24 protein-coding genes and 4 pseudogenes are annotated in these 25,583 nt (G+C 62.9%); 11 read left to right on the top strand and 17 right to left on the bottom strand.

Going from position 1 to position 25,583, the window contains the following annotated elements; genetic code table 11:
- Positions 1 to 3: 3 nt before the first annotated feature.
- Positions 4 to 651, top strand: coding sequence for a guanylate kinase (gene gmk / locus H2O14_RS04605; protein WP_182826698.1), 648 nt, complete (start codon positions 4 to 6; stop codon positions 649 to 651).
- 150 nt (positions 652 to 801) lie between these two features.
- Here gmk and H2O14_RS04600 read toward each other — a convergent pair whose 3' ends face one another.
- The 8 genes and pseudogenes from H2O14_RS04600 to H2O14_RS04565 all read right to left on the bottom strand — a co-directional run bounded on the left by H2O14_RS04600 (position 802) and on the right by H2O14_RS04565 (position 10,216).
- Complete coding sequence (locus tag H2O14_RS04600) at positions 802 to 1,596, bottom strand: LON peptidase substrate-binding domain-containing protein (protein WP_246697291.1); 795 nt, start codon at positions 1,594 to 1,596, stop codon at positions 802 to 804.
- 345 nt (positions 1,597 to 1,941) lie between these two features.
- On the bottom strand, positions 1,942 to 2,769 hold the full coding sequence (gene rsmA / locus H2O14_RS04595; protein ID WP_182826697.1) for a 16S rRNA (adenine(1518)-N(6)/adenine(1519)-N(6))-dimethyltransferase RsmA: 828 nt from the start codon (positions 2,767 to 2,769) through the stop codon (positions 1,942 to 1,944).
- A pseudogene (gene pdxA / locus H2O14_RS04590) lies at positions 2,756 to 3,786 on the bottom strand (4-hydroxythreonine-4-phosphate dehydrogenase PdxA). Before pdxA ends, rsmA begins: the two are co-directional and overlap by 14 nt.
- Position 3,787: 1 nt before the next feature.
- Positions 3,788 to 4,732, bottom strand: a complete 945-nt coding sequence (locus H2O14_RS04585; RefSeq protein ID WP_409526902.1) for a peptidylprolyl isomerase — start codon at positions 4,730 to 4,732, stop codon at positions 3,788 to 3,790.
- Between the two features lie 83 nt (positions 4,733 to 4,815).
- Complete coding sequence (locus tag H2O14_RS04580; RefSeq protein WP_409526901.1) at positions 4,816 to 7,143, bottom strand: LPS-assembly protein LptD; 2,328 nt, start codon at positions 7,141 to 7,143, stop codon at positions 4,816 to 4,818.
- A pseudogene (lptG, locus tag H2O14_RS04575) lies at positions 7,143 to 8,230 on the bottom strand (LPS export ABC transporter permease LptG). The gene H2O14_RS04580 and the pseudogene lptG overlap by 1 nt, the downstream one beginning before the upstream one ends.
- Positions 8,227 to 9,390 carry an LptF/LptG family permease gene (locus tag H2O14_RS04570; protein ID WP_182826695.1) on the bottom strand — a complete coding sequence of 388 codons (1,164 nt, stop codon included), beginning with the start codon at positions 9,388 to 9,390 and terminating at the stop codon, positions 8,227 to 8,229. The pseudogene lptG and the gene H2O14_RS04570 overlap by 4 nt, the downstream one beginning before the upstream one ends.
- 76 nt (positions 9,391 to 9,466) lie before the next feature.
- The gene (locus H2O14_RS04565; protein WP_182826694.1) at positions 9,467 to 10,216 is read right to left on the bottom strand and encodes a phosphatase PAP2 family protein; all 750 of its coding nucleotides are present in this window, start codon (positions 10,214 to 10,216) and stop codon (positions 9,467 to 9,469) included.
- Positions 10,217 to 10,354: 138 nt separating this feature from the next.
- Between H2O14_RS04565 and H2O14_RS04560 the strand changes: the two are divergent.
- Together H2O14_RS04560 and H2O14_RS04555 are read left to right on the top strand one after the other, a co-directional pair.
- Positions 10,355 to 11,853 (top strand): annotated as a pseudogene (locus tag H2O14_RS04560) (leucyl aminopeptidase).
- Positions 11,854 to 11,876: 23 nt separating this feature from the next.
- Positions 11,877 to 12,323 carry a DNA polymerase III subunit chi gene (locus H2O14_RS04555; protein WP_312858551.1) on the top strand — a complete coding sequence of 149 codons (447 nt, stop codon included), beginning with the start codon at positions 11,877 to 11,879 and terminating at the stop codon, positions 12,321 to 12,323.
- 12 nt (positions 12,324 to 12,335) lie between these two features.
- Here H2O14_RS04555 and H2O14_RS04550 read toward each other — a convergent pair whose 3' ends face one another.
- Genes H2O14_RS04550 through H2O14_RS04535 form a run of 4 tightly spaced genes read right to left on the bottom strand, consistent with a single transcriptional unit; the run spans position 12,336 to position 14,687 of the window.
- Positions 12,336 to 12,911, bottom strand: a complete 576-nt coding sequence (locus tag H2O14_RS04550) for a TadE/TadG family type IV pilus assembly protein (protein ID WP_182826693.1) — start codon at positions 12,909 to 12,911, stop codon at positions 12,336 to 12,338.
- A complete protein-coding gene (locus H2O14_RS04545) occupies positions 12,911 to 13,420 on the bottom strand; it encodes a TadE/TadG family type IV pilus assembly protein (RefSeq protein WP_182826692.1) in 510 nt (169 codons plus the stop codon). Before H2O14_RS04545 ends, H2O14_RS04550 begins: the two co-directional genes overlap by 1 nt.
- Before the next feature lie 7 nt (positions 13,421 to 13,427).
- A complete protein-coding gene (locus H2O14_RS04540; RefSeq protein ID WP_182826691.1) occupies positions 13,428 to 13,706 on the bottom strand; it encodes a hypothetical protein in 279 nt (92 codons plus the stop codon).
- Positions 13,707 to 13,760: 54 nt separating this feature from the next.
- Positions 13,761 to 14,687 carry a Gfo/Idh/MocA family protein gene (locus H2O14_RS04535; protein ID WP_182826690.1) on the bottom strand — a complete coding sequence of 309 codons (927 nt, stop codon included), beginning with the start codon at positions 14,685 to 14,687 and terminating at the stop codon, positions 13,761 to 13,763.
- A 149-nt stretch (positions 14,688 to 14,836) separates the two neighbouring features.
- On the opposite strand from H2O14_RS04535, the gene H2O14_RS04530 reads away from it, so the two are divergent.
- The gene (locus tag H2O14_RS04530) at positions 14,837 to 15,682 is read left to right on the top strand and encodes a GNAT family N-acetyltransferase (protein ID WP_182826689.1); all 846 of its coding nucleotides are present in this window, start codon (positions 14,837 to 14,839) and stop codon (positions 15,680 to 15,682) included.
- A 99-nt stretch (positions 15,683 to 15,781) separates the two neighbouring features.
- On the top strand, positions 15,782 to 16,342 hold the full coding sequence (locus H2O14_RS04525; protein ID WP_182826688.1) for a DUF1269 domain-containing protein: 561 nt from the start codon (positions 15,782 to 15,784) through the stop codon (positions 16,340 to 16,342).
- A 15-nt stretch (positions 16,343 to 16,357) separates the two neighbouring features.
- On the opposite strand, the pseudogene H2O14_RS04520 reads toward H2O14_RS04525, so the two are convergent.
- Positions 16,358 to 18,225 (bottom strand): annotated as a pseudogene (locus H2O14_RS04520) (ABC-F family ATP-binding cassette domain-containing protein).
- Between the two features lie 274 nt (positions 18,226 to 18,499).
- Between H2O14_RS04520 and H2O14_RS04515 the strand changes: the two are divergent.
- Positions 18,500 to 18,817 carry a hypothetical protein gene (locus H2O14_RS04515; RefSeq protein WP_182826687.1) on the top strand — a complete coding sequence of 106 codons (318 nt, stop codon included), beginning with the start codon at positions 18,500 to 18,502 and terminating at the stop codon, positions 18,815 to 18,817.
- Positions 18,818 to 19,102: 285 nt separating this feature from the next.
- On the top strand, positions 19,103 to 20,416 hold the full coding sequence (locus tag H2O14_RS04510; RefSeq protein ID WP_182826686.1) for a methyl-accepting chemotaxis protein: 1,314 nt from the start codon (positions 19,103 to 19,105) through the stop codon (positions 20,414 to 20,416).
- 30 nt (positions 20,417 to 20,446) lie between these two features.
- Here H2O14_RS04510 and H2O14_RS04505 read toward each other — a convergent pair whose 3' ends face one another.
- Positions 20,447 to 20,962, bottom strand: coding sequence for a DinB family protein (locus H2O14_RS04505; RefSeq protein ID WP_182826685.1), 516 nt, complete (start codon positions 20,960 to 20,962; stop codon positions 20,447 to 20,449).
- Positions 20,963 to 21,097: 135 nt separating this feature from the next.
- On the opposite strand from H2O14_RS04505, the gene H2O14_RS04500 reads away from it, so the two are divergent.
- The 3 genes from H2O14_RS04500 (at position 21,098) to H2O14_RS04490 (ending at position 23,196) form a co-directional block, all read left to right on the top strand.
- Positions 21,098 to 21,784: a glutathione S-transferase family protein gene (locus H2O14_RS04500; protein WP_182826684.1), complete on the top strand. Its 687-nt coding sequence runs from the start codon at positions 21,098 to 21,100 to the stop codon at positions 21,782 to 21,784.
- 133 nt (positions 21,785 to 21,917) lie between these two features.
- Positions 21,918 to 22,340, top strand: coding sequence for a nucleoside-diphosphate kinase (gene ndk, locus H2O14_RS04495; RefSeq protein ID WP_137153977.1), 423 nt, complete (start codon positions 21,918 to 21,920; stop codon positions 22,338 to 22,340).
- Positions 22,341 to 22,488: 148 nt separating this feature from the next.
- Positions 22,489 to 23,196: a cysteine hydrolase family protein gene (locus H2O14_RS04490; protein WP_182826683.1), complete on the top strand. Its 708-nt coding sequence runs from the start codon at positions 22,489 to 22,491 to the stop codon at positions 23,194 to 23,196.
- On the opposite strand, the gene H2O14_RS04485 is transcribed toward H2O14_RS04490, so the two are convergent.
- Together H2O14_RS04485 and H2O14_RS04480 are read right to left on the bottom strand one after the other, a co-directional pair.
- Positions 23,168 to 23,665 carry a hypothetical protein gene (locus H2O14_RS04485; RefSeq protein ID WP_182826682.1) on the bottom strand — a complete coding sequence of 166 codons (498 nt, stop codon included), beginning with the start codon at positions 23,663 to 23,665 and terminating at the stop codon, positions 23,168 to 23,170. The genes H2O14_RS04490 and H2O14_RS04485 overlap by 29 nt on opposite strands.
- Positions 23,662 to 24,222, bottom strand: coding sequence for a CGNR zinc finger domain-containing protein (locus H2O14_RS04480; RefSeq protein WP_182826681.1), 561 nt, complete (start codon positions 24,220 to 24,222; stop codon positions 23,662 to 23,664). The genes H2O14_RS04485 and H2O14_RS04480 overlap by 4 nt, the downstream gene beginning before the upstream one ends.
- Positions 24,223 to 24,288: 66 nt before the next feature.
- On the opposite strand from H2O14_RS04480, the gene H2O14_RS04475 reads away from it, so the two are divergent.
- The gene (locus H2O14_RS04475) at positions 24,289 to 25,182 is read left to right on the top strand and encodes a branched-chain amino acid ABC transporter permease (RefSeq protein ID WP_182829264.1); all 894 of its coding nucleotides are present in this window, start codon (positions 24,289 to 24,291) and stop codon (positions 25,180 to 25,182) included.
- On the opposite strand, the gene H2O14_RS04470 is transcribed toward H2O14_RS04475, so the two are convergent.
- Positions 25,177 to 25,554, bottom strand: coding sequence for a GFA family protein (locus tag H2O14_RS04470; protein WP_182826680.1), 378 nt, complete (start codon positions 25,552 to 25,554; stop codon positions 25,177 to 25,179). The genes H2O14_RS04475 and H2O14_RS04470 overlap by 6 nt on opposite strands.
- Positions 25,555 to 25,583 lie beyond the last annotated feature (29 nt).

Genomic DNA, 25,583 nt, shown 5'->3' with positions numbered 1-25,583 from the left:
TAGATGGTCAAGACTGCCGGCACGGTCGTCAATATTGCGCGACGCGGTTTGATGCTCGCGATCTCCTCTCCTTCCGGCGCCGGTAAATCGACCATCGCCCGCAATGTGCTGGAAGCCGATCCGACCATGTCGATGTCGGTGAGCGTCACCACGCGCCAGCGTCGCCCCTCCGAGATCGAGGGCGTGCATTACCATTTCATCAGCCACAAGGAATTCGAGCGGCTCAAGCAGAGCGACTCCTTGCTGGAATGGGCCGAAGTGCATGGCAATTTCTACGGCACGCCGCGCGAGGCCGCCGAAAACGCCATGGCCGAGGGCCGCGACATGCTGTTCGATATCGACTGGCAGGGTGCGCAGCAATTGCAGGAAAAAGTGCCGGCCGACGTCGTCTCTATCTTCATCCTGCCGCCGACCATGGATGAACTGCAGAGCCGCCTCAACCGCCGCGCCGAAGACAGCGCCGAGGTGATCGCCACCCGCCTCGCCAATGCCCGCGCCGAAATCGCTCATTGGCGCGAATATGACTATGTGGTGGTCAATGACGACCTCAACCGCGCTTTCACCTCGGTGAAGGCGATCGTGGAAGCCGAGCGGCTCCGCCGCGACCGCCGCCACGGTCTCTTCGACTTCGTGCAGACATTGGTGGAATGATACCGGGGGCCGCGATGCCCGACGCGCGCTGGAACGGCAAAACGTTGCTGCCGCAAATCGCTTTCTCGAAACCGAGCCCTTCGTTGGAGCGTTCTGCGGCAGGTGCTGTATTGCGAGACAGCGACGGCGTCGCGTCGATTGCCTTGAGATTTATGCGACAGCTTTGGGTCGGCCAGCGCTCATCAGTTCGATCAGGCTTCTGAGACGCGCCGTGACGTCACGGGTTTCCAGCAATTTCTGCTTCTCCTCGAGGCTGGTCGAGAGCAAGGGCGCGACGGTGTCGGCCAACAGACTGGGATCGCCGATCGAAGGCAGGCCGAGGCGGACCTTGGATGCGTGCGGGAGCGCTGAAAAATCGACATCCGCATAAGTCTGGTAGGCGTCGAGAACCGCACTCGACAGAGCCGTCGCGTCGGTCGACTGGGCTTCCAACTCTTCTACAGGCGCAACATCCGCCGCCAGGTGCTCACCATCGGTCAGGCGAACAATGTTTGTTCGCTGAAGTCCGCAGACAGTAACCTTGAGCGCGCCATCCACCTGTGTCTGGCGATCGACCAGGTTTGCGATCACGCCCGTGGAATAGAGCGCTTCGAGAGTGTTGGGGCGATCTTCGGCGCCGCGTCTCTGAGTGACAACAACGACGCGTCGATCACCGGAAAGCGCCTGTTCTACAGCTTTGCGGGTTTGTTCGCGCGCCACGAAAATCCGCGAGATCATATGTGGAAAGAGCACCATGTCCCGCAGGGGAACGACAGGAATGCGTGTCCTATCGGCATTTGGCATGTTCGCCTGCGCCGAAGGAGCAGGCAACCGGGTCGCCTGAATCCTTGCGGCCAGCACGTTCCAGTCTCTAAGGCCAAGAATTCGAGCAACAAGCTCCTGGCTCTCGCTGTTTGTTAAGGCGACAGATCTGTTCTGAAGCGCTTCACGGAGTGTTTTCGCCATAGCTTTGCGTCGCGGAAATCGCGCATGATATATCCTTTGCTGAAACGAACGGAGAGCGTCAGGGGCTTGCATTGCTGACCCGTTCGTTCGGGCAAAGGGAGCCATCAGCGGCTCGATACATTCACCATACCCGGCAGGGGCGCAAGCAGCAGGCTGTATCAACCTGATTGCGATTGTGCGCAGAACCCTGTCGGCTGTCAATGGCAGACTGACGACCGTAGGAAGCCTGAAGCCTACACCCCGAAATGCATGATGTTCTGCGGGCGGCTGGCGGGCATCGCCTTTTTCAAACCCATCAGACAAGACGGTGTTACAGCAGCAGCGACTTCTTCCGCCATGCCTCTTCTACAGCAGATTGGCGATGGCGCAGAATTCTTCGACGCTCAGGGTCTCGGCGCGGCGCGAGGCGTCGATGCCGGCTTTCTGCAGCAGCGCCTCGCCGCCGAGCGGCTTGAGGCTCTGGCGCAGCATCTTGCGGCGCTGGCCGAAGGCGGCGGCCGTGACACGTTCGAGCTTGGCGAGTTCGCACGGGATTGTCTTCTTGCGCGGCTCCAGATGCACCACGGTCGAGGTGACCTTGGGCGGGGGCGAGAAGACCTGCGGCGGCAGGTCGAACATCATCTCGCAATAGGTCAGCCAGCCGCAGAGCACGCCGAGGCGGCCGTAGTGATCGTCATCCGGGCCCGCCACGATGCGCTCGCCGACTTCCTTCTGGAACATCAGCGTCAGCGACGTCCAGACCGGCGGCCAGCCCGCCGTCAGCCAGTTCACCAGCAATTGCGTGCCGATATTGTAGGGAAGATTCGCCACGACCTTCAGCACGAGGCCGTCTTCCGCAAACTGGGCGATATCGGTTTCGAGCGCGTCGCCCGACACCACGGTCAATCGGCCGGGATAGTGCGCGGCGATTTCGGCGAGCGCCGGCAGGCAACGTTCGTCGCGCTCCACGGCCACGACCTTGCGGGCGCCGAGCGCCAGCAGCGCCCGGGTGAGGCCGCCGGGGCCGGGGCCGATTTCCACCACCACGGCGTCGTCGAGCTTGCCGGCGGCGCGGGCGACCTTCTGGGTGATGTTGAGATCGAGCAGGAAGTTCTGGCCGAGCGCCTTCTTGGCGTCGAGGCCGTGGCGCGCGATCACCTCGCGCAGCGGCGGCAATCCGTCAAGCGCTGCCATCGTCAAGTCCTTTTCGGGCCATGTCGGCAGCCACCTTCAGAGCGGCGATCAGGCTCGACGCCCGCGCCTTCCCTGTTCCGGCGAGCGAGAAGGCGGTGCCGTGATCGGGCGAGGTGCGAATGAAGGGCAGGCCGAGCGTCACATTGACGCCGTCGTCGAAGCCGAGCGCCTTGGCCGGAATCAGCGCCTGATCGTGATACATGCAGATCGCCACGTCATAGGCGTCGCGCGCCGCCTTGTGAAACATCGTGTCGGCCGGCAGGGGGCCGACGACGTCGATGCCCTCAGCCCTGAGACGGGTAACCGCCGGGGCGATGATGGCGGCGTCCTCAGCGCCCAGCGCGCCGTCTTCGCCCGCATGCGGGTTGAGGCCGGACAACGCGAGCCGCGGGGAGGAGAGGCCGAACCGGATGGTCAGGTCGCGGGCGGTGATGCGGGCGGTCTCGTAGACCAGTTCCTCGGTCAGCGCCGCCGGCACGTCTTTCAGCGGAATATGAATGGTGACCGGCACGGTGCGCAGTTCCGGGCCGGCGATCATCATCACCGGCGTGACGGGATCGCCCAGCGCTTTGGACGCGAGATCGGCGAGGAACTCGGTATGGCCCGGAAAGGCGAAGCCGGCGTCGTAGAGCACAGACTTGGCGATCGGGCAGGTGACGACGGCGGATGTGCGGCCGGCAAGCGTCAATTCGACCGCTGCCTCGATAGCGCCGATCGTGCCGGAAGCGCTGCGGCTATCCGGTCTTCCCGCCGCCACGTCGCAGCCGGCGGCGATCGGCAGCACCGGCAAGGCTTCGTCAAAAGAGAAGACGCGTCCTCGACGTCACATTCGCGAAGGGGAGCATCCATTCCTAGAAGCGCCGCGCGCGCCGTAAGCACGTCGGGATCGCCGATATAGATGAAAGGCGAGAGTCCGACGCTCCGGCGCTGGCTCCAGGCGGCGAGCGCGATATCGGGGCCTATGCCGGCGGGATCGCCCTGCGTCAGGGCGAGAAGAGGCGCTCCCGCTCGGATCATGTCAGCGCAGCTCGATCTGCGCGCGCTTGCGAAGCTCGTCGAGATATTTTACGCTGTTGGGGTCTTTGCCCTGCTTCTCTGCCTTTTCGAGATCCTCGGCCTGATAGACCACCTGCGCGGCGAAGTCGTCCGAGACCTGCCGCTTCTTGCAGACCGCGATATACTCGACGCCGCGATCGGTGACCTGCGTCCGCGTGGTGCCGCCGACCGAAGCCTTGAGCAGGTCTTCCTTCCACGCCGCCGGCAGTTGCGGCTCGAGCACCCGGCCGATGTCGCGGATCGAGACGTCATGCATGGTCGCCGCAAACGCCTTGCCGCCTTCGCAGCCGGGATACTGCTTGCGCGAGGCTTCCGCCTCGGACTTGCGCTTGCCGGTGATCTTGCCTTTCTTGGAGGCCGGTATCACGAAAATGACCTGCTGCAGGATATACTCGTTGGTGACCGGCTTCTTGCCGTTGTCCTTTTGCAGTCGGCCGATGAACTCCTGCGCGCTCATCTGGCCATTGGCGCCGTAGCGGGAGTTGACCGCGCGCGGCCAGCTCATCTGGATGCCGATATAGGACTTGAAATGTTCCGCAGTCACGCCCGCCTTGCTCAGGATCTGCGTCAACTGCGCAACGGACATCTTGTTGGAGTTGGCGAAGCGAGCAAACGCGGCGTCGACGTCGTCGGTGCTCACCGAGGCGCCGACGCGAATGATCTCGGCGCGCATCAGCGCCTCGTTGACCAGCTCTTCACGGGCGCTTTTCGTGCCGGCGCCCGGGGCGCGACGAAGACGGAGAAATGCGGCGCGCTTGGCGACATCCGCGTCCGTGATCACCGTGGCGTTGACGATCGCCGCCACGCCGTCGCCCGCGGCCATTGCCGGTTCGGGCGCCAAAGCGGCCGACAGGCTGAAAATCACGGCGCCCGCGACCAGCGAACGAAAACGCGTCAACGTCATCATCATCCTCCACCTCTCGAGCCACATGCTTTCGCGGCAATTCCTGCGGGAGGATGAAATTGCACATTCCATGAGGCAAAACAATGTCAATTGAACTTCGGAGCGTTGGAATCGCCGACATTGATGTCGCCCAGCGTCCGGAAGCTGAGCCGCGCGCCGATCGACCAGTCGTTCGCCGTCTTGTCCTGCGGATCTCGGGTCTGGCTGAAGCCGATCTCGAACACCGTGCAGCTGTCGTCATACGAGAAGCCGAAGGTGTTGCGGCTGATCACATTCGCCTTGAGATCCCAGGTGGCCGATCCATAGACGGACCAGAAATCCTTGAGCTTCACGGCGGTGGTCGACTGGATTTCCTGCCCCTCGGTCGGATATCCGTATTTCGGCTGTGCGGCGATCTGGGTGTATGTCAGCTCCGTCTGCAGCTTCTTGCTGTTGTAGCCGAGGGTGGAGTCCGTGCGCTGGATCTCGAGGCCCTTCTGATCGAAACGACCGCCGAAGGACGCCGTCACGCCCATGGGCGCTTCGACGCCGATGGCGCCGACGAGATCGGATGCGCGCGTCTCCAGACCGGAATTCGCCCCCGCGTTGACCAGATCGTCGGTCGCGAAAGAATTTTTTCCGGCCAACTGATACGATTGTCCGACGATGCCGCGGAACACATAGCCGCTGTCGAACGTTCCCGTGTAGCGAAGGCCGTAATTGGCGCGCGTGCCGCCTTCGACACGGTCATAGCCGGAAAATTTGTCGCGCTCGAAAAGGTTGGCGGCGTCGAAGACGAAGCTCTGCGAATCTTCGTTCGGAAGGCGTCCCGCAAGACGCTCGTCCGGGCGCGCATAGACCTGTGCGATGGGTTCGAACACATGGCTGGCGTTCGCGGTGGTGGCCAGAATTGGATAGCGGGCTTCAAGGCCGGCCGTCAGCATGGAGCGGCCCGCATCGGATCCGTCGTAATAATTGCCGGGATAGCTCGAAGGAACATTGTTCGTGTCGAGATAGAATCCGTCGCCGCGCGCCGCCAGGAGCGGCGTCAGCAGCAGGCCCCCTGGAATGACGAAGGTGCGCTTCCATTCGGTTTCGCTGGTGAAGCGGTTCGACGTGCCCGCCACGCCCTGGTACCGATCCGCCACGTCCACGCCGTCGAGCCAGCGCACGCGGTCGGTGTTCGTGCGGCTGAGGCTCTGGAGGTTGACGGTCGTCGACAGCTGCCCGCCCAATATCGGCTCTGGATGGATATAGGTGTAGTCGAGCACGGGGTGCACGACCGCCTGCTTCTTCTCATCCTTGCTGTCCGGATCGGCGTCCTGAACATCGAAATAGAAGGCGCGCATGTCGAATGAGTTGCGGCGTCCGAGGCCCGACAGATAGACCTGGTTGGTATGGGTGTTCTCGTCCGCGTCGAACAGGGAATAGGTGCGGGCGAAGTTGTTGTCCGACTGGATCAGGGCGTCCCACCCGAAAGCCCAGCGCGGATTGATTCTGAAATCGGCCTTGGAAGACACCGCCAGGCGCGTCTTTTCCTGCGCATCGCTCGTGCCGTCGGTGAACCGGCTTTTATTCATCTGGTCGATGCCGGCGATATGCAGCGTGTGCAGGCCGAGCTTGAACTGGTTGCGGATTTCGGCGTCGAGCAGCGCGCCCTGCGCGGTATAGCCCGTCACCGTCAGCGTCGCATCCATATGCGGCGTGATCGTCTGGTAATACGGGATGGACATGCCGAAGCCGAGATTCTGCGACGTGCTCATCCGCGGGAACAGGAAGCCGGATTTCCGCTTCACCGTGGGGTCGGGAAGTTCGAGCACCGGCGCCCAGGCGATCGGCTTGCCGAACAGCTCGAAGCGGGCGTTTTCAAGCCGCACCGTATGCGTCTTGCCGTTCTGGATGACGCGTTCGGCCTTGACCTGCCAGAGAGGCGGCTTCTCGGGATGATCCTTACAGGGCTGGCAGGCCGTGTAGACGCCCTTTTCCAGCACTAGTTCGTCTGCGTTTATGCGCCGTCCCTTGCGCGCCACAAGGCGCGTGTCGTCGGTCGTTTCGATGCGAATCGTATCGATGAAGCCGTTGGCGAAGTCGTCGGTGACGTCGAGATTGTCGGCATAGACGCGGTTTCCGGTCGGCTCGATCATTTCGATGTCGCCGATCGCCATCACGCGCTTGGTCTGCTGGTTATATTCGACGCGCTTGGCGACCAGCTTATAGCCGCCGTAATCGATCTGCACGCCGCCGACGGCGATCACCTTGTTCTGGTCGCGGTCGTAGATGAGCTGATTCGCGGTCAAGAGAAGAGGCTTCTTGTCCTCTTCCGACGATTGCGCATAGGCGGGGGCCGCCGTGGGCAAGCCAAAGCACAGGCTCGCTACCCCGGACAGGAGGGCCGCTCCAAACCAACGCATAACCTTGCGGTCGACTGCCGCCACTAACCATCCTCCTGATGCATCAAAAGCGTTGTTCCAAGAAACAGCGCGACGACCACGGGCACCCAGGCCGCCACGAAAGGCGGCACGACGCCGCTGCTTCCAAACGCCTTCACAAGCACGGAGACGACATAAAGCACGAAGCCTGCCATCACGCCACCGAAAATCATGCTCTGGCTTTGGTTAAACCTAGAGAATTTCAATGAAACTGTTGCCGAAATGAGCGTCATCGCCACCATGAGGAAAGGCAAGGAAAGCAGCGAATGAAACTGCGTTTCTAGCGCATTGGTTGAGACGCCGAAGGATTTCGCTGCCTCGATTTGGCGCGGAAGCCCAAGAAAACTAACGGTTTCCGGACGCGCCATGCGCTGCTGGATGAATTCCTGTTTCAAATTGGTATTGACCCGCGCCGTTTCGAGAACAACCGGTATTTGCCCCGGCCGGGTTTCCGAAACCTTGTTAAGCAGCCAGTAACCATCTTTCAATCTTGCGCTCGCGGCGTCTTGTCGAAGCACGATTCGCCGATCGGCGCCGAAGTGGATGAAGACCGGGTCGAGGAGCAGCGTGCCGCGCTCCTCCACCGTCACCGCGCCGATGATCACGTCGTCGTCCGCCGTGATTTGCCGCAGCCAGGGAATGATCTGGGTCTTGCGGTTGAGATGCTTGGCGGCCTTGGCGGCCGATTCGATGTCTTCCGCCATGCGCATGCCGGCCGCCGCGATCGGATTGAGCGCGAAGATCGCCAGGAGCCCGGTGATCAAGGCGCCCGTGATGAAGGGCGTCATGAACTGCCAGACGGAGACGCCAGCCGCGCGGGTGACGACCATTTCCTGCCGGCGATTGAGCGCGACCAGCGTCGTCATGCCGGCGAGCAGCATTACGAAGGGGATGGTCTGCTGCAGGATGGAGGGCACGCGGATCAAGGTGAGGAAAAGCGCGTCGATGAGCGTGAAGCCGGGAACGCTCCCCTGAGGCCGGAATTCTCCACGAAATCCAGCAGGAAGACGAGGGCGGCGATGCCGAGCAGGAACCACATGATCGTGGCCAGATGCCGCTTCAGGAAATAGCGGAACAGGGTGCCGTTGGTCATGCCGATGTTCCCTCCGCGCCGCCGCGGCGGAAATGTTTGCGCATGACCGTTTCGCATCCGTCGATCAACGAGCCGCGGCGTCCGAGCCGGCGGCCGGAACGCATGATCACCAGAATCAGGATGACGGTGATCGAGCCGGCGAACGCATAGAGCTGCCAGGGCTCAGCGCCGTTTTCGATCCGGTTGGCGAAATAGAAGGCGCCCCATCGAAATGCGAAGGCGAAGACAAGCGCCGGCAGCAGCGGATGCACCTTGCGCTCGCGATGAGAATGGGCGCTGCCCGCCAGCGCCAGCGCCATCAGCGCGAAGGTGACCGGGTAGAACCAGTCCGTCAGCCGGCGATGCAGCTCGGCGCGATAGCTCAGAGGATCGTCCTTGTAGTCGGCGTCGTCGACGTCGGGGTTCAGCAGGTAGGGCAGATCGCGATCCGCAGCCCGCAGCTTGGCCTCGCCCTTGGATTCCGACAGGTCGGACAGATCGAAGGAATAGGAATCGAAATGGATGATCGAGACGCTTCCGGTCGGCGCTTTCCGGTGGATCTCGCCGTCCTTCATGATCAGCGTGCCGCCTTTGGGATCGACCGCGCCTTCGCGCGCGTAATAGAGCATCTCGTAACGGGGATCGCGCGAGTCCGCCACGAACAGCCCGCGCAGCACGCGGCCCTTTACGCGTTCGGAGATCTGCACATAGAGACCGTCGTCGATCTTGCGAAAGGCCTTTTCTTCGATGACCGACGACAGCAGGTCCGCATAGGTGGCGGCGATCGTCTTGCGCATACCGAGTCGCGTGACCGGTTCGACGAAATTGTCGATCGAGAAGGAGACGAGGCAGAGAAGCGACGTCAGCACCAGCACCGGTCGATAGAGATAGCGTCGCGGCATGCCGGCGGCGTCGAGAACCGGCAGTTCCGAATCATTGTTCATCGCGTGGAAGGTCTGCGCGACCGCGATGATCACGGCGAAAGGCAACACCACCGGGATGATGTTGGGCAGGATATAGGAGGCGAGCAGGGCGAAGGAGCCGATCGACTGGCCGCTGTCGGTGACCAGATTGATGCGTCCCAGCACCTGTGTGGCCCAGATGATGGCCAGAACGGGCGCAAGCGCGGACAGGAACATCCGAAACACTCGCCCGAAGATGTAGGTCTCGATCAGATACATCCAGGATCCGCATGACTGTTTTCTTGGGCTCCACGCGGACCCCGGCCCAGCGATTTCGCACTTTTGACAGGGCCGATCAAGTCCGGCTTTTGATCACTTGCACGAGAGCGCTCCGGATGGAGGCGTAGGCGAGGATCATCAGGGGCAGCGAGACGGCGCCGAAAAGCCAGCCGAGCAGCACGTCGGACAGGTAGTGACCGCCCATCGCCAGGCGGAAAATCGGCGTGATCAGCGATGCGGCGATCAATCCCCGGCACAGACGGGGACGGCGCGGCGCAAGGAGCAGGGCGACGCCCATCAGCCAGCCGGCGGCCGCAGCTTCGCCGGAGACGAAAGAACAGTTGCTGGAACAGGCGCCGGTGAAATCGGCCACCGGGACGAAATGCAGTTCGCCGCCGAACAGATTTGTTTCGTAGGGGCGCGGGCGGCCGGAATATTCCTTGAATATGCCGTTGACGACGGCGATGGGGCCGGCGAGATACGCCAGGACCGCCAGCGCCTCCCGCCTGAAGCCGCGACAGAGCCAGGGCGGCGTGACCGCCCAGCGATAGACGATGTCGAGCGCGAAGAGGGTGGCGATGAGGGGCGGAAGGTAGAACAGGATCTTGCGGATCACGATCACGCGCGCGTCGCCCTGAGCGGGGAAGCCGGGGCAGTAACGGCCATTCGCCGAAAGGTCCCCCGCCGCATAGGCGTGGCAGAAAAGCTTTGCGGTCGCGAGATCCAATTGGGGAAAAGCCTGGAAGACGCCGAGCGTCACCGTTGCCGCCACGAGGGCGAGCATGGTGTAGGACAGAGCGCTTCTTTCGTAGTCTTCAGCCGTCATGAGCCATGGAACCCGGTTCACGCACGAAGATCATGAAAATTAGTAACACGAATATGACAGGCGGGGGAGGGTTATGCTTGCATTGCGGATCGCCTTGTCCAAGATCAGAATCGATAATCGTCTTGAAAGGTGCTGCGAATGTCTTCGCGTTTCGAATTCTCCTTCTCCCGCTCGGCCAAGATCGCGGGCGGCGTCGCTGTCGTTCTGAGGTTTTCGGATGACGGGCCGACGTCCGCGCCTGAGGATCTCGACCCTTCCGGAGTGATCTCCAAGGCTTCCAGGACCGCGCGCTTCAAGGGCAAGAAATTCGGCAAGCTCGATCTGCTCGCGCCCGAAGGGTCGGCGGCCGACCGTCTCATGGTGATCGGCCTGGGCGCCAGGCAGGAATTCGGCGCGCAGGATTGGATGAAGGCCGGCGGCGTCGTCGCCGCGGCGCTTTCCGGCGTCGAGAAGGCGAGCGTCTTCCTCGACGTTCCCGATCACGATACGACGGCCAAGAACGCCGCCGATTTCGCGCTCGGCATGATGCTGCGCGCCTATCGTTTCGATCGTTACAAGACCAAGAAGGACGACTCCGAGGACAACGGCGACGGCGACAAGTCGGCCAAGGTCACGCTGGTGACGGCCGCGCATTCGGCCGCCAAGAAGGCCCTCGAGACGACCGAAGCCGTGGCCGGCGGCGTCATCCTCGCGCGCGACCTCGTCAACGAGCCGGCCAATGTGCTCGGGCCGGAGGAATTCGCCGCCAAGGCCGAAGAACTCGAAAAACTCGGCGTCGAGATCGAGATCCTCACCGAGAAGGACATGCGCAAGCTCGGCATGGGCGCGCTGCTCGGCGTGGCGCAGGGCTCGGTGCGTCCCCCGCGTCTGGTGGTGATGCAGTGGAAGGCGCCAAGCCCAAAGACAAGACCTATGCCTTCATCGGCAAGGGCGTCGTTTTCGACACCGGCGGCATTTCGATCAAGCCGGCCGCCGGCATGGAGGACATGAAGGGCGACATGGGCGGCGCCGCCGCCGTCACCGGCCTGATGCATACGCTCGCCGCGCGGAAGGCCAAGGTGAATGTCGTCGGCGTCATCGGTCTCGTCGAGAATATGCCGGACGGCAACGCCCAGCGGCCCGGCGATATCGTCAAATCCATGTCGGGCCAGACGATCGAGGTGATCAACACCGACGCCGAAGGCCGCCTCGTGCTCTGCGACGCGCTCTGGTACGCCAATCAACGTTTCAAGCCGGCTTTCATGATCAACCTCGCGACCCTCACCGGCGCCATCGGCGTGGCGCTCGGCGCCCATCACGCCGGTCTGTTCTGCAACGACGACGCTCTGGCGGCCAATCTGCTGATCTCCGGGATCAATACCGGCGAACGCCTGTGGCGCATGCCGCTCGGCCGCGAATATGACAAGATGATCGACAGCCGTTTCGCCGACATGAAGAACACCGGCGGCAGCCGCCAGGCCGGAGCCATCACGGCGGCGCAGTTCCTGAAGCGCTTCGTCGGCTCCACGCCCTGGGCGCATCTCGACATCGCCTCGACCGCGATGGGCGCGCCGTCGGACGAAATCAACCAGTCCTGGGCGTCGGGCTACGGCGTGCGGTTGCTGGACGAACTCGTCAGGGCCTATTACGAAGCCTGATCGGTCAACAGCGGGGCGGGCGCGTGGATATTCTGTTCTATCATCTCACCGAGACCAGGATGGAGGACGCGCTTCCGCCTCTGCTCGAAAAAAGCCTCGAGCGCAAATGGCGCATCGCCGTGCAGACGACGGGCGTCGAGCGGGAAGCGGCGCTCGACGCGCATCTCTGGACCTATCGCGCGGACAGTTTTCTGCCGCACGGCCTCGCATCGGAGGAGATGGCCGATGAACAGCCGATTCTCATCACCTCCACCGACGGCAATCCCAACGGCGCCCATATCCGTTTCTATGTCGATGGCGCAGCGCCGGACGACATCGCCGGCTACGAAAGGCTGGTGCTGATGTTCGACGGCCATGACGAGGCGCAACTCGCGCAGGCGCGCGCCCAGTGGAAGCGGCTGAAGGCCGGGGGCGGGCAACTGTCTTACTGGCAGCAGAACAACGATGGTCGCTGGGAAAAGAAGGCCTGACGCGACCGCCGGTCAATCCAGCGTAATCGTGTCCTTTACGCGCGGCCGCATGATGTAGGTCTTGCTGTAGTGATAGGTCGAAACGCCGGTCACGGGCTGCAACAGGGTGGAGAACGGCGTCGTCAGGTCATAACTGGCCACCACGGTCACCAGTTGCACGCCCGATTGGGCGATCGTTGACGGAACGGTCACCGGCGAGGCGCTGTTGGCGGCCGGCTTGGTGTCCTGATAAGCGAGACCCCAATTGACCTTGGTCGACAAATCCGAGGCGACGTCGACCACGGCAAGCTTGATCTTGAGGTTGGTGGTCGAAAACGGCAGGATGATCGTGGTCGTGCCGGTGATGATGGCGTTGGCTTCCGACGTCGTCCAGGCCGATTTCTGAGCGATCATGTCGCCCAGGGTCGAGACGATCTGGTTCATCTTGCGCGACACCATCAGCGCCTGGCCGAAATCGACGGTGCCGGCGAGCAATGCGACGAGAATCGGAAAGATGAGCACGAATTCGATCGCGGAGACGCCGGAGCGATCCTTGCCGAAGCGCCGGATCGACGAGCGGATTGTCTTCTTCGGTCGCGGATCCGTCATCAGAAGGGCTCGTTTTTGAACAGGTCGGCGGCGCCGAGCACGTAACGCCCGTCATTGAGGCGGCCGGACGCGAAGGTGTAGAGTTTGAGCGTGGGGTCCCAGGGCAGGAAGGCCTGCACCAGCACGTAATCGCCGGCATTGCCGATGTTGAAGGTTTCCGTGACGTTCAGCACGCCGCCCGAGGACGGGTTGACCTTCGACACGGAACTCATGTTCGTGATGACCGACACGCGCACGAGCAGGTCTCTCGAGCACGAGAAGGAATAGGAAAGCTCCGAGCAGATCGCGGTCTTGAAATTGGCGATCTGCCAGTTTCCGGATTTCGCCGTGCCGACGCGCACCTGCCGGACGGCCTTGTGCACGGCCGAGTCCAGCGCCGAGTCGACGAAGAACATCAGCGCGATTTCGATGATCGCCAGGATGATGACGATGAACGGCAGAGCAAGGATCGCGAATTCAATCGCGGCGCTGCCCTTTCTGTTGAGAAGATAATCGCGCAATCGTCTCATGCCGCCCTCACTGCGTCAGCCGGACAGAGCCGAGATATTGCTGGAGGACCTTTGCCAGCCCGGCCGCGAGCAAAAGATCGGACGGCGTGGCGCGGTCGGAGTGAACGTCGGGAATATAGGCGCCGGGTCTGGTGGCGAAAGCGAGCGCGACCTTGCCGCTGCGGTCCGCGCCGAAAAGCGTCGCCGCGTATGCGGCGGCGCCTCTGAAACGGCGTGTCAGGCGTGCCAGCAAAGGGCTCAAAACATCACTCCGGATAAAATCGTCCGGCGCAATGATGACGCCCAAGCCTTGCCATTCAGTTAAGACGCCCCGTTTCGAGCCGATCCGGGGCGCTTCCGATCAATCGTGAAAGGCGTCGACGATCTTGCGGCGGCCCAGCATGAAGGCGTCGGCGACATGGGTCAGCGGCGCGATATCGCAATCGCTGACGCCAACCTTGATGATCTCGGCGAAGCGCGCGTAGAGATTGGGATATTCCATGATCGGCCCTTCGAAGGCGAGCGCGCCGTCGATGAACAGCTTGCCGCCGCCGTCCGCCAGCCGCATCTTGCCGGCTTCGGTTTCGGCCTCGATGTCCCAGCTCTGTGGGCCGGTCTGGCGCCAGTCGAACTCGGCCGACACATCGGGCTTGTCGGCGTTGGAGAAGCGCATGCTGGCGGCGATGGGGGCGGCGCGATTTTCCGGAAATTCCAGCTCTGCCTCGGTGATGAACACCGGCTTCGGCAGGATGTGCGTCAGGATCGACAGCGCGTTGATGCCGGGATCGAAAACGCCGAGGCCGCCCGGCTCCCAGATCCAGGCCTGGCCCGGATGCCAATGGCGGACGTCTTCCTTCCAGTTGATGAACAGCTTCTTCAGCGGCGAGGCGGCGAGGAACTCCTTCGCGGCCTCTACGGCCGGCGCATAGCGCGAATGCCAGCTGGCGAACAGCGATACGCCCTTTGCTTCGGCGATGCGCTTCAGATCTTCCACTTCGGAAATGGTCGCGCCCGGAGGCTTCTCGAGGAAGACGTGCTTGCCGGCGTTGAGCGCGGTCAGCGCCGCCTCGTAGCGAAACTGCGGCGGCATGCAGAGCGACACCGCCTCGATCTCCGGCATCGCCGCGAGCATTTCTTCGATCGATTTGTAAGACGGCACGCCGTCCACCGTCCCGTGACGGCTGGCGGTGGCGACCAAAGCGAAGTCTGCGTTCCCGGCGATCGCCGGAAGATGCTGGTCGCGCACGATTTTACCGACGCCGACGATTGCGAGCTTGATGGGGGCCATCTGTCTGTTCCCGAACTGAGTGTTTCCTGGAATAGTATGATTATTCTTCGCTCTTATCAGAATGCCGCCGCCGGGCAAGCGCCGCGGCGAGGAAGCAACTGGTAAAACCGTGCTTTTTGTGATGCACTGCCAAAACGGGAGTGGCAAGCATGATTAGAAGGGCGACGAAAACCGATCTCGAAACGCTGGTGTCCTGGGCGGCGAAGGAAGGCTGGAATCCCGGTCTCGCCGATGTCGACGCCTTCTGGCGCGCCGATCCCGAAGGATATTGGGTGGACGAGATGGACGGCGAGATCGCCGCCGGCGTCTCTCTCGTCCACCATCATGCCGATTACGGTTTTCTCGGCTTCTACATCGTGGCTCCGCAATTCCGAGGGCAGGGATTGGGCTTTAAATTGTGGAGCCAGGTCCTGGCGATGAGCCAGGCGAAGACGGTGGGTCTCGACGGCGTCGTCGCCCAGCAGGAAAACTATCGCAAATCCGGCTTCGCCTATGCCCACGCCAATGCCCGCTACGGCGCCCAACTCACATGCGAGGATCCACGAGATCCGCGCATCGTGCGCGCGAGCGAAGCGCCGCTGGAGGCGTTGCTGGCCTATGACGCCGGCTGCAATCCCGCGTCGCGCGCTCGGTTTCTCGCCGCATGGCTCGATCCGACCGCCGATGGGCGACATGGTAGGCTCGCTCTGGCTTTCCGCGACGGCGGGGCGATCACCGGCCTCGGCGCCATTCGCGCTTGCGGTTCGGGCTACAAGATAGGCCCGCTCTTCGCCGACAGTCCCGATATCGCCGACCGGCTATTCCGGACGCTGATCGCCCGGGTCGGCGGCGGACATGTTTATCTCGACATTCCCATGCCCAATCCCGAGGCGAGGGCGCTCGCGCTGCGTTACGGCATGCATCCGGTGTTCGAGACGGCGCGAATGTATCGCGGCCATTACCCGGAACTGCCGCTCAGGCGCATTTTCGGGGTTACGACCTTCGAGCTCGGCTGAGCGCGCCTCTGTCGTCGGGAATTCACGGGGGCTGCTGTTTAATCCGCCGCGCCGCGCCCCATATCAGATGATAGGGGCGCTGACAGGAAAGGAACCGCAATGTCCGAACTCATCGTCTTCGGCTATGACAGCCAGATCCAGGCCGAGGAAGCCCGCAAGGGTCTCTTCAATCTTTCTCGTGAGTATCTCGTCACCGTCAACGACGCCGTGGTCGCCACCGCCGAACCGGACGGCGAGATCAAGCTGCACCAGATGGTCAATCTCTGGGCGCTCGGCGCCTCGGGCGGCGCATTCTGGGGTCTGTTGGCCGGCCTGTTGTTCTTCAATCCTTTGCTGGGCGTGGCCGCCGGCGCGGCGTCGGGCGCGCTTGCGGGCGCCTTGACCGATTACGGCGTCAACGACAAGTTCATGAAGGATGTCGCGGGCGTTTTGCAGCCGGGGCAGGCGGCCTTGTTCCTGCTTGCCGAACGCGCCTCGTCAGACCGGGTCATCGAGGCGATGAGCGCCCATGGCGGCCGCATCATCCGCACCAATCTCGACCGCAGCCAGGAAGCGCGGCTGATGGAGATCTTCGACAAGGCGCGCCGTGAAATCGCGCCGTCGCCTTTGGCGGGTTCGCCTCCGAGCGGCGTCGAGGATGGCGACCCGCAGGCGCGCTGACCGGAGACGGCGCCGTCAGACGCCCATCTCCTCCAGTTCGGTCGACAAGAGCAGCCATTCCTCTTCGGTGTCGGCGAGCTTCTTGGCGGCGTTGGCGCGCGCCTTGGTGAGTTCGCCGGCCCGCGCAGGATTTTTCGCGTAGAGCTGGGGATCGGCCAGTTCGGTGTCGATGCCCTGGATCAGGCGCTCGATCTTGCCGATCATGACCTGCAATTCCTCGACCTTCTTGCGCATGACCGCCGGATTGCCGCGCTTGGGCTGGGCGGCTGCCGCGGCTTGCGGGGCGGGCGCTTCTTCCTTCTCCTTGCGCGGCTTCCTGTTCGAGCCGACGACGATGTCGCGATACTCGTCCATGTCGCCTTCGAACGCCTTCACCGTGCCGTCACGCACGATCCAGAGCCGGTCGACGGTCGCCTCGATCAGATAACGATCATGCGAAATCAGGATGACGGCGCCGGAATAGTCGTTCAGCGCCTCGATCAATGCCCGGCGGCTGTCGATGTCCAGATGGTTGGTCGGTTCGTCGAGGATGAGCAGATTGGGAGCCTCGAAAGCCGCGATGCCCATCAGCAGCCGCGCTTTTTCGCCGCCGGAGAGATCCTTGGCGGCGGTATCCATCTTGCCGGTCGCCAGGCCCATCTGGGCCACGCGCGAGCGCACTTTGGCTTCGGGCTCGGTGGGCATCAGGCGGCGGATGTGATCGACGGCGCTTTGATCGGCGATCAGGTCGTCCAACTGGTGCTGGGCGAAGAATCCGACTTTCAGGTTTGGCGCCGACGTGACCTTGCCGCCCAGCGGCGCGAGCCGCCCGGAGATGAACTTGGCGAAGGTCGACTTGCCGTTGCCGTTCGAGCCGAGCAGCGCGATGCGGTCGTCGGTGTCTATGCGGACATTGATATTGCGGAGGATCGCGTTGCCGGGGGCGTAACCCGCCAGTCCGCCTTCCACCGCGATGATCGGCGAGGCCGCCTCGCGCTTGGGGTCGGGGAAGGAAAAGCCCTGCACGTGGTCATGGACGACCGCCGCCACAGTGCCCAGCCGCTCCAGCGCCTTGATGCGGCTCTGCGCCTGCTTGGCCTTGGACGCCTTGGCCTTGAAGCGGTCGATGAAGCTCTGCAGATGTTTGCGCTGCGCTTCGTTCTTGGCCTTGGCCTTGGTCTGCAATTCCTCGGCTTCCGCCTTCTGCCGCTCGAACTGGTCGTAAGGGCCGCGATAGAAGGTCAGCTTCTGCTGGTCTAGATGCACGATCGAATTGACAGCCGAATTCAGCAGATCCCGGTCGTGGCTGATGATGATGACCGTATGCGGATAGCGGCGGATATAATCTTCCAGCCACAGCGCACCTTCGAGGTCGAGATAATTGGTCGGTTCGTCGAGCAGCAGCAGGTCGGGTTCGGAAAACAGTACGGCGGCGAGCGCCACGCGCATGCGCCAGCCGCCCGAAAAGCTCTTGGCGGGGCGGTGCTGCGCCTCTTCGTCGAAGCCGAGGCCGGCGAGGATCGAGGCGGCGCGGGCTTCGGCCGAATAGGCGTCGATATCGGCGAGCCTCACCTGGATTTCGGCGATGCGGTGCGGATCGGTGGCCGTCTCTGCCTCCGCCAGCAGGCTGGCGCGCTCCTTGTCGGCGGCGAGCACGATGTCGATCAACGGATCGTCGGTGCCGGGCGCTTCCTGCGCCACCTGGCCGATGCGCGCCCCCGGGGCACCGAGACATCGCCGGATTCGGGGGCCATCTCGCCGGTGATGATCTTGAACAAAGTGGATTTGCCCGCGCCGTTGCGCCCCACCAGGCCGGCTTTGACGCCGGTGGGCAGGGAGACGCTGGCGTCGTCGAGAAGAAGTCGCCCGGCAATGCGGGCCGTCAGTCCTGAAATCGCGATCATGTAGTCGCTTTAGCCCAAAACATTTCGGAAGGAAACGCGGTTTTGAGCATGCGCGCCCAGCCGAAGCGGATCATGAATAATATTGACATAAGTCAATAAAATTTGGCGTTGCAGCATAAGTTGCGACAATTATCGAAGTCTATATTGGCTTATATGCAATTCGCGGCGTGGAAATACCTCGAATTAACCTTTGTCGTCGATGGTGGGAAATAGCAAAAACAGTGAAGTGGGCGCCTCGTGAAGCGGGACGTCGCGACGATCGGAGCGTGAGGGCGTGGCTGACGATCACCGTGATCGGCTGGACAAGAGGGTTCTCCTGACGGGAGCCTGCTTCTGTTTCGTCGCGATGTTTGCGGCGGTCGCTTTTCCAAGAAGCGAATTCGTCGTCGTCGTGACGCGGCCCGGCGCCGATCCGGCGGCGTTGTTGCGCATTATCGGCGACGCCGGCGGCACGCTCGTATCGTCGACTCGGGTCGACTGGGTCGGGATTGCGCATTCGGACGACCGTAATTTTGCAGGACGACTGTTTCAAAGCGGCGCCGCGCTGGTTCTGGACCACGCTCTCGCAGCAGGCTGTAAAGAAGGAAAATGATATGAATGCGCTCGACCGTTTGCGCGCCAAGGCTTCCTACGGCGTCCTGACTTTGATCTGGGCCAATGTTATGTTCTCGTTGGCCGCATCGGTGTTTCTGCCCGATGGCGGCTCCTCTGTCGGCTTCATCGCGAGCGCGGCGATCGCGGCGCTGGTGACGTCCGTGTGGGTTCGCGACAGGTTCGGCCCGACGATACGGACGCTCTCGTCGGTCAGTCTGGCGGCCGAGGTCGCGGTGCTCGTCTATCAGTTCAAGGGCGGCGCCTACCAGGTCGACATGCATATATGTATTTCTTCGCCACCCTGGCGATCTGCGCCGCCTGGATCGATTGGCGGGCCATCATCGGCTTCGCCGCAGTTGTCGCCGTTCATCATCTGGTGCTCGACTTCCTTCTTCCGTCGGCGGTCTTCCCCGGCGAATTCGATTTCACCCGCGTTCTGTTGCACGCCGTCATCCTGATCCTGCAGTCCGGCGTCCTGATCGCGCTCACCGGCGCCGTCGTGGGCTCCGTGGAAGCTGCGAGCCGCTCGACGGCCGACGCTCTGGCCGCTCACGCGCAGGCCGCCGAACGCGCCGAAGAGGCGCGCCGCGCCGACGCGGTGGTGTTGGAGGAAAGGACGCGCCGTGAAGCCGAGAAGGCTGTCGAGGCGGAACAGACCGCCCAGGCCGTCGAACAATTGGCCGCCGGCCTGACGGAACTGTCGAGCGGCAACCTGGCCTACCGGCTCGAAACCAAACTCTCCGGCCGCATGGACGTGCTGCGCCAGACCTTCAACCAGGTCATCGACCGGCTGGACAAGACAATGCGCGAGGTGAGCGCCGCCGCCACCCATGTCCGAGGCGGCGCCGAGTCGATCCGCGAAGCCAACAACGAATTGTCCAACCGGACCGAGCGCCAGGCGGCGGGGGTCGAAGAGACGGCCGCCGCGATCACGGAAATCTCCGAGACGGTGCAGAAGACTGCGACCCGGGCCGAGAATGTCAATCGGCTCGTCGAGAACGCCAAGCGTGGCGCGGAAAAGTCCGCCGAGATCGTTTCCAACGCCGTCGATGCGATGAGCAAGATCGAAGGGTCCTCGCAGCAGATCGGCCAGATCATCGGCGTCATCGACGAGATCGCTTTCCAGACCAATCTGCTGGCGCTCAACGCCGGCGTCGAAGCCGCGCGCGCCGGCGACGCCGGCAAGGGCTTCGCCGTCGTCGCCACAGAAGTGCGCGAACTCGCGCAGCGCTCGGCCAATGCGGCCAAGGAAATCAAGACGCTCATCAATGCGTCCGCCGACCAAGTGTCGCATGGCGTCGGACTGGTCGGCGAAACCGGAAAGGCGCTGAAGAATATCAGCGACGAGGTCCGGGCGATTTCCGAACATGTCGAGCAGATCGTCCATGCGACCCGGGAGCAGTCCGCCGGCCTGTCGACGATCAGCGAGTCGGTGCATATGATCGATCAAGGCACCCAGCACAATGCGGCCATGGTCGAGGAATCGACGGCCGCGGTGCATGCGCTCGCCAGCGAGGCGGACGTGCTCGACCGCCTGATCGAACATTTCCGCGTCGGCGACGCCGCGCGCCGCCATAACGGACGTCTCGCCGCCTGAGCGCGACGAGGAAACGCGTGGACCAGCCGTTCAGCAACCGAAGGCGCGGCCTTCGGGGGTGCGTAGAAAGTAGATGAGATCGAGCGCCAGGCTCGGTTTTCCGAGCGTCGTCAGCATCATGTGGCACTGTCCGCGATGATGGGTCTGGTGGTTGAATAGATGAGACAGCGCGCCGCCCAGCCGTTGCGTGACGGGTTGCGGCGACGTCACCGGCGTGTAGGTGAAAGTCCCCACGATCTCGTCGTCGGTCAGACCGGCGATCCAGGCGACAATGCGTTCGTCTTCCGCGGCGCGCGCTCGGCGGAGCGCGGCGAGGTCGTCATGCAGGATCACGTCGAGACGGCTGGGCGCGGTCCCCGCACCGGTAAACCGCTTAAGCCAGATCCGGTCGGCGACGAGGATATGGTTGAGCGTGGCGATAAGCGAACCGAAGAAAGCGCCCGTGGGCGCGTGCAACTCCTCCTCGCTCAACTCCGCCGCCGCATCATAGAGCGCCGTATTGGCCCAGCGGTTATAGGCGGCGAACATACGAAATGTTTCCCTCATGATATGTCTCTCCTTTCAGCCAGAACTAGCGCGACCATCCATCACGCTCCAGCGCCTCCAGATATTAAAAGTTTGAATTGGACGCCTGGATCTGCTTTCGCGCATGCTGTCCCGAACAAGTCGGCAGGTGGTTCCATGAAGCTCTACACTCTGTGCGGCGCAAGCCGCGACACAAGATTTTCCCCGCATGCCTGGAAGGCGGTGATGGCCCTGCATCACAAGGGATTGGCGTTCGAGGAATCCCCGACGCGTTTCACTGCCATTCCCGCGCTGGAGAACGGATTTTCTCCGACTGTGCCGGTCCTGAAGGACGGCGCGCGGCTGGTGCGCGACAGTTTCGACATCGCCGTCTATCTCGATGAAACCTATCCGGATCGTCCCTCGCTCTTCGGCGGCGGCGCAGGCGTCGCGCTCACCCGCGCGCTCGAAGGCTACAGCCAGTTCGTGATACATCCGGCGCTCACGCGGATCATGCTGACCGACATCCATGATTGTCTGGCGCCGGAGGATCAGGCGTATTTCCGCACCAGTCGCGAAAGCCGGCTGGGCAGGACGCTGGAGCAGGTCGCGGCCGATCGGGAGCTAGAGATCGAGACCTTCCCCGCCAAGCTCGAACCCGTCAGGCATGCGCTCAAGCATCAAACCTGGCTCGGCGGCGACAGGCCGCTCTTTGCCGATTACATCGTCTTCGGCGCGCTGCAATGGGCCCGCGTCGTCTGCCCTGTCAGCCTGTTGAAGACCGACGATCCGGTGGCGATGTGGTTCGAGCGCTGCCTCGATCTCCATGACGGGGCGGGCCGGGCGGTCGCCGCCGCCTCATGAGTCGCGGAAACGTGTGACAAAGCCATGATATTCCGTCTTTCGAGGCGCCCCCGGCCTCGCCCTCTTGTTTTCGCGGGAGAAGGCGGCTATTGAGCCGCCCACCCAAGGAAATCAACCGACAGAGGACCAAGACATGGCGATTGAACGCACCTTCTCGATGATCAAGCCGGACGCCACCAAGCGCAACCTGACGGGCGCCATCACCAAGATGCTCGAAGACGCCGGCCTGCGCGTCGTCGCCTCCAAGCGCGTCTGGATGAGCCGCCGCGAAGCCGAGGGCTTCTACGCCGTGCACAAGGAGCGTCCCTTCTTCGGCGAACTCGTCGAGGGCATGACCTCCGGCCCGACCGTGGTGCAGGTGCTGGAAGGCGAAAACGCCATCCTCAAGAACCGCGAAATCATGGGCGCCACCAACCCGGCCAACGCCGATGAAGGCACCATCCGCAAGACCCACGCTTTGTCGATCGGCGAAAACTCGGTCCACGGCTCCGACGCTCCGGAAACTGCGGCGCAGGAAATCAAGTACTGGTTCTCCGACACCGAAATCGTCGGCTGAAGTCATTGACCGGAGCCTTCTGCGGTCTCAAGTTCGAAACCGCTCGCGAGGCGCCTCGCGGGCGGTTTTTCTTTGGCCGATTGAATGATGATGCGAGCTGTGGAAGTGTGCGGCGCAACAAATTCGCCGCCGTCGCCCAGGAGCCGTCATGCCGACCATAGCAGCCAATCCCTATCCCTGGCCGCATGACCACGTGATCGACCCGCTGATGACGGCGTTGGTCGTCATCGACATGCAGCGCGATTTCTGCGAAGTCGGCGGCTATGTCAGCGCCATGGGCTATGACGTCGCCCCCGCCCGTGCGCTGATCCCGCGCATTCAGGCCGTCCTGGCGGCGGTGAGAGCCTGGGGCGGACTGGTGGTGCACACCCGCGAGGGCCATCGCCCGGATCTTTCCGATCTGCCATCACAGAAACGCTTCCGCTCGGCCAATGGCGGCGCTGAAATCGGAAGCCGGGGACCGCTGGGACGTCTGCTGGTGCGCGGCGAGGCCGGCTGGGATATCGTGCCGGAACTTGCGCCGGCGCCCGGCGAACCCGTTATCGACAAGCCTGGTTTTTCCGCCTTTTACGCCACCGACCTCGACCGCATCCTGACCGCCCGCGGCGTCCGCCGCCTGATCGTCTGCGGCGTCACGACAGACATCTGCGTGCACTCCACCATCCGCGACGCCACCGAGCGCGGCCACGAATGCCTGTTGCTGGAGGATTGCTGCGCCGCGACCGTGACCTCCAACCATGCGGCCGCGCTGGAAACGATCCGCTCGGAAGGCGGGATTTTCGGCGCGACGGCGCGGAGCGTGGACGTGATCGACGTCTTGAAGGCGGTTACCCCTGCGCCGCGCACGCCGTCCTGAATTTCACATGGCCCTCGGCGTCATAGGCGGCGGGGTTTTTATCATAGGCGTTGCCGCGCACCAGCGCCTGTTCGGGCATCACGGTCTGGTCGAGCGTCGAGGCGAGCGTGGTCTTGATCGTCTGCATCTCCTTACCCGCGGGATCGCGCAGCGTGATGGTGATCGCATAGGGCTTGTCGGCGACGATGCAGTCGAGATCCGGGCTTTGGAAATCGATGCGGGCCATGTTGGGGAACACCTTCTTGGTGACCGTGAGTGGCGGCCCGCCGGCCGGATTTTCAAACTCCGCCGTCACCTTGGCCCCATCCGGCACGCCGGCGAGCCGGTTGAGATTGAGCGCGTAATAGGCCTTGGAGAGCCGCACGTTGAAGATGAAGATCTTGCCGTTGATCGTGAGGTAATCCGTGTCCTCGCGCTGGCAACTGGCAAGCGCCAGAACGATGAGCGCCGAGAGCCATAGGCGTGTCATCCGTCTTTCCCCTTTTTCCGTCGATAGTGAAGGCGGGCCTTGGCGCGATTGCCGCAGACGGCCATGTCGCACCAGGCGCGGCTCTTGTTCTTGCTGCGGTCGAGGAACAGCCAGCCGCAATTCGGACAGATCTTCAGTCGCTCGGGCTCCGGCAAGGCGATTAGCCGCAGGGCGGAGCGCGCCGTGGCGAGATCGACCGGTTCCGGCGTCGTCGCATGGGGATGGGCGCGCAGGATGCGGGCGATGGCGTCGAGCAGATCGGCGAGCAACGATGGATCGTCGCCGCCGTCACGCGCCTTCACGCGATAAAATGCGTCCGCCTTTTCCCGTAACTCCAGGAAAAGACTCTCGTTCTCCGGTCTCACCGCAGCGAGCTGAGAAAAGTCGTCCCGCTCGGCGCACATGATTTCGGCGGCCGCTGGAAAGGCGGCGAGGTGATCTGCCTTGGCGAAGCGATCGACCCGTTTCTCTGGGTCGGCGCGCAGGATGACGCTGTTGGCGACATCCAGCGCCAGTGCGCCGCCGGAAAAGCGGTGAGGTGTCCATTCGAAGCTCATAGGCTGAATAATAACTGGCAAAACCTTTTTTACAAGTTATAATTTGTCATGCTCACCGCGTCCGACCTGGCCTTCTGCCTGCAGCAAATCATCAACGCCGCGCCGATCTCGGCGCTGTATGCGCTGCTTGCTTTCGGCTACTCCATCAGCTTCGCGCTGACGCGGCGGCCGGATTTCACCATGGGCGCGCTGTTCGCCTTCACAGGCCAAATCTTCATCTTCTTCACCGGCTTCGGCTGGACGGCATTGTGGTTGACTTATCCCGCCGCCCTCGGCTTCGGCGCGACGGTCGCGCTGATCTACGGCCTCCTGGCCGGCGGAGTCATCGGCTGGAAGATCACCGGGCCGCTTCAGGCGCACGCTCCGACCTCCGTGATTCCGGTGTCGCTGGCGCTGATGATCGTGCTGATGGAGCTCGTCCGCATCGCCGCCGACAGCCGCGATCTCTGGCTGTCGCCATTTCTCAACCACCGCAGCATCCTGTGGGACGGCGGCGGATTTCCCGTGTCGGTCACGTTGATCCAGGTGATCGAGCCCACGTTTACCGCGGTCCTGCTGGCTGCCGGCGCGCTCTATTTGTCGAATAGCGCGGGAGGACGCGCCTGGCGGGCGGTCGCCGATGATCCCTTCGCCGCCGAACTCATGGGGATCAATGCGCGAAATGTCGTGGTGGTCGCGGGTCTGGCGACAGCGGTGGCGGCGTCGATCGCCGGGCTCTTCGCCTCCGCCTATTACGGCTCGATGGATTTCGGATCCGGGTTGATGTTCGGTTTGAAAGTGGTGATGATCGCCGCGATCGGCGAACAGACGTCGCCGAGCCGCTGCGCGACCGGCGCTTTTCTGTTCGGATTCGCCGAGACCTTTTTCGGCGCCTATATCAGCTTCGAATGGCGCGATCTCGCCATGATGGTCCTGCTGGTGCTGCTGGCGGTGACGCTCCGACGAGACAGCCGGTCATGATGGCCGGTCGCCATGATGCTGTTCGGTTCCGGGCAGGGGATGCAGCCAATGTTCGCGGCGGCGGATCCACAATTCGTAGCTCGGCGCGAGATCGGTCGGGGCTTCGTCGAGGCTGCCGAAGCGGATCTCCGCTTCTTCCGTCGTCAACGTGAATAAACGACCGCCACAGACCGGGCAGAAGCTGCGGCCCTGATAGGTCTTGATTTCGCCCTCATACTTTATCGCGTCGGCCGGATAGATGGCGAAGCAGGCGAATGCGGAGCCACTCTCCTTTCGGCAGTCCAGGCAATGGCAAATGCCCACGCGCAGAGGTTCACCCTTGACGTTATAACGCGCTTGCCCGCACAGGCATCCGCCGTGTCTCTCGGTCATGATCTTTCTCCTCGTTCTGCTTGGAAAAT

The sequence above is a fragment of the Rhizobium sp. G21 genome (assembly GCF_014158035.1).
In the GTDB taxonomy this organism is placed as follows: domain Bacteria; phylum Pseudomonadota; class Alphaproteobacteria; order Rhizobiales; family Rhizobiaceae; genus Rhizobium_E.
The sequence above is the reverse complement of the archived record's forward strand: the minus strand, read 5'-3'. Positions and strand labels throughout refer to the sequence as shown.